At 60.3% G+C, this 7,954-nt stretch carries 11 protein-coding genes; 9 read left to right on the top strand and 2 right to left on the bottom strand.

The features are described from left to right. Positions 1 to 244 precede the first annotated feature (244 nt). Genes pilB through yacG form a run of 5 tightly spaced genes read left to right on the top strand, consistent with a single transcriptional unit; the run spans position 245 to position 4,853 of the window. Entirely contained in the window at positions 245 to 1,945 is a 1,701-nt protein-coding gene (gene pilB / locus DBR18_RS01845) for a type IV-A pilus assembly ATPase PilB (protein WP_108589044.1), read from the top strand. Positions 1,946 to 1,947: 2 nt separating this feature from the next. Next, positions 1,948 to 3,165, top strand: a complete 1,218-nt coding sequence (locus tag DBR18_RS01840) for a type II secretion system F family protein (RefSeq protein WP_108589043.1) — start codon at positions 1,948 to 1,950, stop codon at positions 3,163 to 3,165. Position 3,166: 1 nt separating this feature from the next. Beyond that, positions 3,167 to 4,039, top strand: a complete 873-nt coding sequence (locus DBR18_RS01835) for an A24 family peptidase (protein ID WP_108589042.1) — start codon at positions 3,167 to 3,169, stop codon at positions 4,037 to 4,039. Then, positions 4,036 to 4,659, top strand: a complete 624-nt coding sequence (gene coaE / locus DBR18_RS01830; protein ID WP_108589041.1) for a dephospho-CoA kinase — start codon at positions 4,036 to 4,038, stop codon at positions 4,657 to 4,659. The genes DBR18_RS01835 and coaE overlap by 4 nt, the downstream gene beginning before the upstream one ends. Next, a complete protein-coding gene (yacG, locus tag DBR18_RS01825; protein WP_003228296.1) occupies positions 4,656 to 4,853 on the top strand; it encodes a DNA gyrase inhibitor YacG in 198 nt (65 codons plus the stop codon). The genes coaE and yacG overlap by 4 nt, the downstream gene beginning before the upstream one ends. 6 nt (positions 4,854 to 4,859) lie before the next feature. Here yacG and DBR18_RS01820 read toward each other — a convergent pair whose 3' ends face one another. Continuing rightward, complete coding sequence (locus DBR18_RS01820) at positions 4,860 to 5,075, bottom strand: hypothetical protein (protein ID WP_007959584.1); 216 nt, start codon at positions 5,073 to 5,075, stop codon at positions 4,860 to 4,862. 65 nt (positions 5,076 to 5,140) lie between these two features. Beyond that, on the bottom strand, positions 5,141 to 5,830 hold the full coding sequence (locus DBR18_RS01815) for an energy-coupling factor ABC transporter permease (RefSeq protein WP_108589040.1): 690 nt from the start codon (positions 5,828 to 5,830) through the stop codon (positions 5,141 to 5,143). 196 nt (positions 5,831 to 6,026) lie between these two features. Between DBR18_RS01815 and DBR18_RS01810 the strand changes: the two genes are divergently transcribed. The 4 genes from DBR18_RS01810 to DBR18_RS01795 all read left to right on the top strand — a co-directional run. Beyond that, positions 6,027 to 6,653: a DUF1780 domain-containing protein gene (locus DBR18_RS01810; RefSeq protein WP_003228301.1), complete on the top strand. Its 627-nt coding sequence runs from the start codon at positions 6,027 to 6,029 to the stop codon at positions 6,651 to 6,653. After that, positions 6,650 to 7,177, top strand: a complete 528-nt coding sequence (locus DBR18_RS01805; RefSeq protein WP_108589039.1) for an MOSC domain-containing protein — start codon at positions 6,650 to 6,652, stop codon at positions 7,175 to 7,177. The genes DBR18_RS01810 and DBR18_RS01805 overlap by 4 nt, the downstream gene beginning before the upstream one ends. A 51-nt stretch (positions 7,178 to 7,228) precedes the next feature. Further along, positions 7,229 to 7,402 carry a DUF3094 family protein gene (locus DBR18_RS01800; protein ID WP_003228304.1) on the top strand — a complete coding sequence of 58 codons (174 nt, stop codon included), beginning with the start codon at positions 7,229 to 7,231 and terminating at the stop codon, positions 7,400 to 7,402. Positions 7,403 to 7,465: 63 nt separating this feature from the next. Continuing rightward, positions 7,466 to 7,954: NAD(P)/FAD-dependent oxidoreductase (locus DBR18_RS01795; RefSeq protein ID WP_158275034.1), on the top strand; the 489-nt coding region annotated here is incomplete at its 3' end.

Raw genomic sequence — 7,954 nt, 5'->3', positions numbered from 1 at the left:
CTTTTTGGTTGTTCATAGACAGGCTCTCCATGCATGAGTCGGAATCTCATGATCTGCAAAGGGCTCAGCATAGGCCGTGCCAACCGCTTGCAGACCCCGTACGCTCGGCATAAAGGCGCCGTGTCGCGCTTTCCTACAACCCGTAACCGCACTATCTGACACTTTTTGTCACCTGCACTGGCCGTGTTTGGCGCTGTCACTTGACTAGGCTATAAGTCATGAACTGCAAGCATGCGGAATCCCCATGAATGACATCGCTCTGAGCGGTCTGGCCAAGCAATTGGTACAGGCCGAACTGCTTACGGAAAAAAGCGCCCAGCAGGCCTGGCAACAGGCACAGCGCAATCGCCTGTCGCTGGTCAGCTACCTGGTGCAGAACAAACTGGTGAAGAGCTCACAAGTGGCCGAGATTGCCTCCGAGCATTTCGGCATGGCCTTCATGGACCTCAATTGCCTCGACAAGGAAACCCAGCCCAAGGGCCTGGTCAGTGAAAAACTGGTGCGCCAGCACCACGCCCTGCCCTTGTGGCGCCGGGGCAACAAACTCTTCGTGGGCATTTCCGACCCGAGCAACCATCAGGCGATCAACGACATTCAGTTCAGCACCGGGCTGAGTACCGAAGCCATTCTGGTGGAGGACGACAAGCTCACTGATGCCATCGAGAAGTTCTTCGACACCCACGCCAGCGGCCTCGAAGAAATGGCCGACGTCGATCTCGACGCAGTGGATGTCGAGGCCATCGACGACAGCCGCCAGGACGCCATCGGCGGACTCGACGCCGATGACGCGCCAGTGGTGCGTTTCGTCCACAAGATGCTGCTCGACGCAATCAAGAGTGGTTCCTCCGACCTGCACTTCGAACCCTACGAAAAGAACTTCCGGGTGCGGGTGCGTACCGACGGCATCCTGCGCGAAGTGGCAAAACCGCCGATCCAGTTGGCCGGCCGGATCGCCGCGCGCCTGAAAGTCATGGCCAGCCTGGATATTTCGGAACGGCGTAAACCACAGGACGGGCGACTCAAGATGCGCCTGTCCAAAAGCAAGTCGATCGACTTCCGGGTCAACACCCTGCCGACCCTGTGGGGCGAAAAAGTGGTGATCCGGATTCTCGACCCGTCCAGCGCGCAAATCGGCATCGATGCGTTGGGTTACGAGCCGGCGCAGAAAGACCTGTATATGGCGGCGCTCAAACAACCGCAGGGCATGATTCTGGTGACCGGCCCTACCGGGTCGGGGAAAACCGTGTCGCTGTACACCGGACTGAATATCCTCAACACCGTGGACATCAACATCTCTACCGCCGAAGACCCGGTGGAAATCAACATGGAAGGCATCAACCAGGTCAACGTCAATCCCAGGCAAGGGCTGGATTTTGCCCAGGCCCTGCGTTCGTTTCTGCGTCAGGACCCGGACGTGATCATGGTCGGCGAAATCCGCGACCTTGAAACCGCCGAGATCGCGATCAAGGCCGCGCAGACCGGTCACCTGGTGCTGTCCACGCTGCACACCAACAGCGCCGCCGAAACCCTGACCCGCCTGCACAACATGGGCATTCCCGGCTTCAACATCGCCACCTCGGTGAGCCTGATCATCGCCCAGCGCCTGGCGCGCAAGCTGTGCAGCCACTGCAAGAAGCCCATCGAAATCCCTCGCGAAACGCTGATAAAGGAAGGCTTCCCGCCGGAACAGATCGGCAGTTTCACGATCTATGAGCCGGTCGGTTGCGATCACTGCAACGGCGGCTACAAGGGCCGCGTGGGGATTTATGAAGTGGTGAAGAACACCCCCGAATTGCAACGGCTGATCATGGCTGAAGGCAACTCGCTGGAAATCGACGGCCAGATGCGTCGCGACGGGTTCGACGACCTGCGCACCTCGGGCCTGCACAAGGCCATGCAAGGCATCACCAGCCTGGAAGAAATCAACCGGGTCACCAAGGACTGAACATGGCGGTCAAGGCAGCGAAAATCAGCATCTACGCCTGGGAAGGCACGGACCGCAAGGGCAGCAAGGTCACGGGCGAGTTGAGCGGGCAGAATCCCGCGCTGATCAAGGCCCAGCTACGCAAGCAAGGGATCAACCCGGGCAAGGTGCGCAAAAAATCCACCTCTTTGCTCAGCTTCGGCAAACGCATCAAGGCTCAGGACATCGCCCTGTTCACGCGACAGATGGCGACCATGATGAAGGCCGGCGTGCCCTTGCTGCAGTCGTTCGACATCATCGGTGAAGGCTTCGACAACCCGGCGATGCGCAAGCTGGTGGACGAAGTGAAGCAGGAGGTTGCCGCCGGCAACAGCTTCGCCGCAGCCCTGCGCAAAAAGCCGCAGTATTTCGATGAGCTGTATTGCAACCTGGTGGACGCCGGCGAGCAATCCGGCGCTCTCGATACATTGCTCGAACGGGTCGCAACCTATAAGGAAAAAAGCGAAGCACTCAAGGCCAAGATCAAGAAAGCCATGACCTACCCCAGCGCAGTGGTGCTGGTGGCCATGGTCGTTACCGGGATTCTGCTGGTGAAAGTGGTGCCGCAGTTTCAAGCGGTGTTTTCCGGCTTCGGCGCCGAATTGCCGGCCTTCACGCTGATGGTGATCAGCATCTCGGAGTTCTTGCAGCAATGGTGGTGGCTGGTGCTCGGTGCGCTGATCGCAGCGGTGTTCGGCCTGCGGCATGCGCTGAAGACATCCCAGGCCCTGCGCGACCGCAAAGACACCTGGCTGCTGAAACTGCCGCTGGTGGGCACCTTGATGTACAAGTCGGCGGTGGCGCGATTCGCCCGCACCCTGTCGACCACTTTCGCAGCCGGTGTACCGCTGGTGGAGGCACTGGATTCGGTGGCCGGCGCCACCGGCAACGTGGTGTTCAAGCGTGCCGTGTTGCGTATTCGCCAGGACGTTGCCACCGGCATGCAGCTGAATTTCTCGATGCGCAGCACCGGGGTGTTCCCCAACATGGCGGTGCAGATGACCGCCATCGGTGAGGAGTCGGGTGCGCTGGATGACATGCTCGACAAGGTCGCCGGATTTTATGAGGACGAAGTGGATAACATGGTCGACAACCTCACCAGCCTGATGGAGCCGTTCATCATGGTGGTGCTCGGTGTCATCGTCGGCGGGCTGGTCGTGGCCATGTACCTGCCAATCTTCCAGCTTGGCTCAGCGATCTGACATGCCTATCGACGAATTCTTCAGTCTGTATCCGCTGGCCTTTGTATGCACCGCCCTGCTGCTGGGTCTGGTGGTCGGCAGTTTTCTTAACGTACTGGTCTGGCGTCTGCCGAAAATGCTCGAGCGTGATTGGCGCCAGCAGGCGCAGGACGTCCTTGGCCTGCCGAGCGAAACGCCACTGCCGACCTACAACCTGATGCTGCCGCACTCCGAATGCCCGCACTGCGGCCACCGGATTCGACCGTGGGAAAACATTCCGCTGCTCAGCTACCTGTTGCTGCGCGGACGCTGTTCGGCGTGTGCCGCGCCCATCAGCAAACGTTATCCCCTGACCGAACTGGCCTGCGGCCTGCTCTCGGCATTTGTCGCCTGGCATCTGGGATTCGGCTGGCCGGCCGGTCTGTTGATCGTCCTCACGTGGGGGCTGCTGGCGATGAGCCTGATCGACACCGAACACCAATTACTGCCCGATGTCCTGGTGCTTCCGTTGTTGTGGCTGGGACTGATCGTCAACAGCTTCGGGCTGTTCGTCTCGCTGCACGCGGCGCTGTGGGGCGCGGTGGCCGGTTACCTGGCGCTGTGGTCGGTGTTCTGGCTGTTCAAGCTGCTGACCGGCAAGGACGGCATCGGCCATGGTGATTTCAAGCTGCTGGCGCTGCTCGGGGCCTGGGGCGGCTGGCAGATTCTGCCGCTGACGATCCTGCTTTCGTCGCTGGTGGGGGCGATTGTCGGGGTGATTCTGCTGCGTCTGCGCGAGCAGAAAACCTCGACGCCGATCCCCTTCGGCCCGTATCTGGCAATTGCCGGCTGGATTGCCTTGCTCTGGGGTGGTCAAATAACCGACTTCTATTGGCAGTTTGTCGGTTTGAAATGAATACCCCTGTGGAAAAACCCTGGATTCTCGGCTTGACCGGCGGCATCGGCAGCGGCAAAAGCGCTGCCGCCCAGCACTTCATCGATCTTGGGATCGATGTGGTCGACGCCGATCATGCGGCGCGCTGGGTCGTGGAGCCGGGGCGCCCGGCGCTGGCGAAGATTGCCGAACATTTCGGCCCGCAAGTGCTGCAGGCTGACGGTTCGCTCAACCGCGCCGCCCTGCGCCAGCTGATATTCGAAGTACCGGAACAGCGGCGCTGGCTCGAAGCCCTGTTGCATCCGTTGATCGCCGAGGAAATCGCCCACCATCTGGCGCTGGCAAAATCGCCTTACGCGATTCTGGTGTCGCCGCTGTTGATCGAGTCCGGACAATACGCGATGACCCAGCGGATTCTGGTGATCGACGCACCGCAACAATTACAGATCGAACGCACCTTGCAGCGTGACCAGACCAGCGAACAGCAGGTTCAGGCGATCCTCAAGGCCCAGTCAAGCCGTGAAGACCGCGTAAGCCGCGCCGACGATGTGGTGGTCAATGACCGCGACCTCGCCTGGCTGCACAGCGAAGTCGAGCGTCTGCATCACTTTTACCTGACTTTATCCGGAGGCCAGTCATGAGCCCTACCACCGTCGAATGCCCAACCTGCGGCGCCCCCGTGGAATTTACCCCCGAGAACAAGTTCCGTCCGTTCTGCTCCGATCGCTGCAAGCTGATCGACCTTGGCGCGTGGGCGTCCGAAGAGCACAAGATTCCGGTCGCCCCGGATGCCGAAGACGAAATGTTCTCCGGCGATTTCGACCCGCGTCACTGATCGTAATCAGGGCCGCATGAAGCCGTAGTCCTGATCGTCGTCGAGGTTTTCCGCGAGAAAGCGCAATTCGTCGGCCAGGTCTTCGGCGTTGCGCACGGCCTTGCTCTGTTGCACTACTGCACTGAGCAAGGCGCGCAGGCTCAGGCCCGGATCGAAGCCCACTTCCTGCGCCATCTCCAGACTCTGCCGCGTCTCCTGCCTCGCCCACTCGTAAACACTCATGCCGCTGCTCCTGAAGGGATTTGGCCGAGCATGAAATGCCGCGCGAGCGGCGGATTTGATGTGGATCAAGACTTGGGATCGTCGTCCTTCCAGGGCGCCGAAAGGTAGCGGGTGCGGTTGAAAGTCTCCAGCCATTCGGGGCTGAACACCACCAGCGCGCTGATCACCATGCCGTTGATAAACGCTTCGGGGAAAATCAGCAGCCACAGGTAGCCTACAAAGTCTTCCAGCCATTCCGGCATGGCGAACAGGCCGTCGTACCAGAGCAGGCCCAGGCTCAGGGTCAGACACAACAACGCCGACAACGCTGCGGCAAAGAACCCGCAACAGAAGATATACACGAACGGATTACGCGGCTGCGCACGCTCGACGATGATCGCCACGCATTCGGTAATCAGCACCGGCAGCAGGATCAGCAACGTCCCGTTGACCCCGACCGCCGCCAGATCCTGACGCCCGAGCAACACCAGCCCGAACTGCGCTATCAGCCCGCCGACAATCGCCAGCGGCCAGTCCAGCAGCAGCGTCACGGCGGTCATGCCGATGAAGTGATAGGAAACCCCAGTGTCGAAATCCCTGCGCACCAGCCACAGCAAAAACAAGGCGAACACGGTACCGAACAGCAAATGCTGACGACGACTGTCACTGAACAACTCGACCCACGGCGCGCGAACCACCGCCCACAGTAGCACCGGCAGGTAAATCAGCCAGCCAAGTGTCAGGCTTGTCGAGGACAGCAGTTCTGCACCGATCATGTCTCCCTCACTTTTATCAGGAAACCCCCACATCCCGTGTAGGAGCTGCCGCAGGCTGCGATCTTTTGATCCTGCTCTTTGACAGTCAAAAGATCGCAGCCTTCGGCGGCTCCTACAAGAGCTCAACGTGCGAGCTGTCAGCCTCCGCCGATGCAAAGCTTTCTGCTTGTCGCATTTGAACGCTAAGCTTGGGCCTATGGATGACTCAGATTATTTACGCCTGCTGACCATCGCGGCCGAGCAGGCCAACGCGTTCCTGTCCAATGCCCGCAAATGGGAGCGTGAGCGTTGGGTCTGCCAGCGCCTGCTGCAAGGCTTGAACATTCCCTACCGTGCCGACGAGTTCGCCCCCGCTGGCGAGCCGCCGGACGTGCTGTTTCGCGACGCCAATTTCGAAGTGTTCTTCGTTCTCGATGAAGGTCGCCGACTCAACGACGAATGGCGCGACGAACTGCAGCGCCGACGCAGTGCCTTTTCACTCAGCCAACTGGTGCGCCGTGAAGCCAAGCCACGCCGGATCCCGGCCAATGAGTTTTTGCTACGGCTCGCCCCGACCTTGCGTAAAAAAGCGCATAACTACAAGGAACGCGGCATGGATCTGGGTGAACTGGATATCATCGCGTTCGCCAGTCTCAAGCGCGAGGTGCTGGACCTGAACAGCCACTTTCCACCGCCCACGGAGTACTTGCGCCAGGGCTGGCGCTCGCTGTCGCTAGTCGGGCCGACGTTCGCCCGGGTGCTGTTCGCCCATCCCGATGCGCCGGATTTCCTGCGCAGTAACCTGGGACGCAGCATCGTTTTCGATGTCGGGATCAGCCTGTGACGCCGCTGCAACAGTTGATCGCCGACGTGCCGCAGACAGGCCGCGTGCGCTGGATCGGTGTACGCCCCGAGTCCCGTGGGCCGATGATCGCGCTCGACGCCGTGGAAGCGCGGCTGGAGGCTGGATTGACCGGCGATCACGCCCGCCCTGGCGTGCGCAATGCGCGACAAGTGACGTTGATTCAGTTCGAACACCTGGCGGTCATCAGTGCGTTGCTGGGTCGGCCGGAAGATCAACCCGTGCGGCCCGAAGATCTGCGCCGAAATCTGGTTATCAGCGGGATCAACCTGTTCAGCCTCAAGGGGCGGCGCTTTCGCATCGGCCAGGCGATTTTCGAAACCACCGGCTGGTGCCAGCCTTGCGCGCGTCTGCAGAACAATCTCGGCCCCGGCACCTTTCAAGCGGTGCGCGGGCATGGCGGAATCACCGCGCGAGTGTTACAAAGCGGAATCATTCGCCTCGATGATGGCGTGTCCGTCGAACCGGTTCCGGCCAGTGGCTATGCTGCTTTCAACCCGGGATAAAAACCGCTGTAGCTTCCCGACCTCAAGCAACGTCTATCTGACGAGGCAATTATGACCAGCCGCCTGAACCCCGAAGACCAGAAGCATGTCGAAGAGTACCTGCAATTGTCCCAACACCGAGTCGAGCGCCGGCCTTTTCGGCCGTGGATGCTCCTGGTGCTGGTGCTGGCAGTGACCATTGGTCTGGGCCTGCTGAGCCGACTTATCAGTTACCTGACGCTATGAGCTGCCTGGCGCTCGCTCGGGTAACCGCACCGATTTCCTTTAAAAACCTTGCGAGTTATCCCCATGTCCCATCGTATTGTCATTGTCGGCGGCGGCGCCGGCGGTCTGGAGCTGGCTACCCGTCTGGGTAAGACTCTGGGCAAGCGTGGCACGGCCAGTGTGATGCTGGTCGACGCGAACCTGACGCACATCTGGAAACCACTGCTGCACGAAGTGGCTGCCGGATCGCTGAACTCCTCTGAAGACGAACTCAATTATGTTGCCCAGGCGAAATGGAACCACTTCGAGTTTCAGCTGGGGCGCATGAGCGGGCTCGATCGCGCGCAGAAGAAAATCCAGTTGGCGGCCACCTATGACGAAAACGGCGTAGAACTGGTTCCGGCCCGTGAAGTGCCGTACGACACGCTGGTGATCAGCGTCGGCAGCACCACCAACGATTTCGGCACTCAGGGCGCGGCGCAGCACTGCCTGTTTCTCGACACCCGCAAACAAGCCGAACGCTTTCACCAGCAACTGCTCAATCACTACCTGCGCGCTCACATCGGTCTGCCC

Source organism: Pseudomonas sp. HMWF021 (genome assembly GCF_003061005.1).
In the GTDB taxonomy this organism is placed as follows: Bacteria; Pseudomonadota; Gammaproteobacteria; order Pseudomonadales; family Pseudomonadaceae; genus Aquipseudomonas.
Note: the sequence above shows the minus strand (reverse complement) of the source record. Positions and strands in the feature narration are given on the sequence as shown.

Excerpts from the sequence above, each read along its gene's own strand:
- DBR18_RS01840 (WP_108589043.1), top strand. The coding sequence starts at position 1,948 with ATGGCGGTCAAGGCAGCGAAAATCAGCATCTACGCCTGGGAAGGCACG.
- DBR18_RS01815 (WP_108589040.1), bottom strand. The coding sequence starts at position 5,830 with ATGATCGGTGCAGAACTGCTGTCCTCGACAAGCCTGACACTTGGCTGG.
- coaE (WP_108589041.1), top strand. The coding sequence starts at position 4,036 with ATGAATACCCCTGTGGAAAAACCCTGGATTCTCGGCTTGACCGGCGGC.
- DBR18_RS01810 (WP_003228301.1), top strand. The coding sequence starts at position 6,027 with ATGGATGACTCAGATTATTTACGCCTGCTGACCATCGCGGCCGAGCAG.
- yacG (WP_003228296.1), top strand. The coding sequence starts at position 4,656 with ATGAGCCCTACCACCGTCGAATGCCCAACCTGCGGCGCCCCCGTGGAA.
- pilB (WP_108589044.1), top strand. The coding sequence starts at position 245 with ATGAATGACATCGCTCTGAGCGGTCTGGCCAAGCAATTGGTACAGGCC.
- DBR18_RS01820 (WP_007959584.1), bottom strand. The coding sequence starts at position 5,075 with ATGAGTGTTTACGAGTGGGCGAGGCAGGAGACGCGGCAGAGTCTGGAG.
- DBR18_RS01835 (WP_108589042.1), top strand. The coding sequence starts at position 3,167 with ATGCCTATCGACGAATTCTTCAGTCTGTATCCGCTGGCCTTTGTATGC.
- DBR18_RS01800 (WP_003228304.1), top strand. The coding sequence starts at position 7,229 with ATGACCAGCCGCCTGAACCCCGAAGACCAGAAGCATGTCGAAGAGTAC.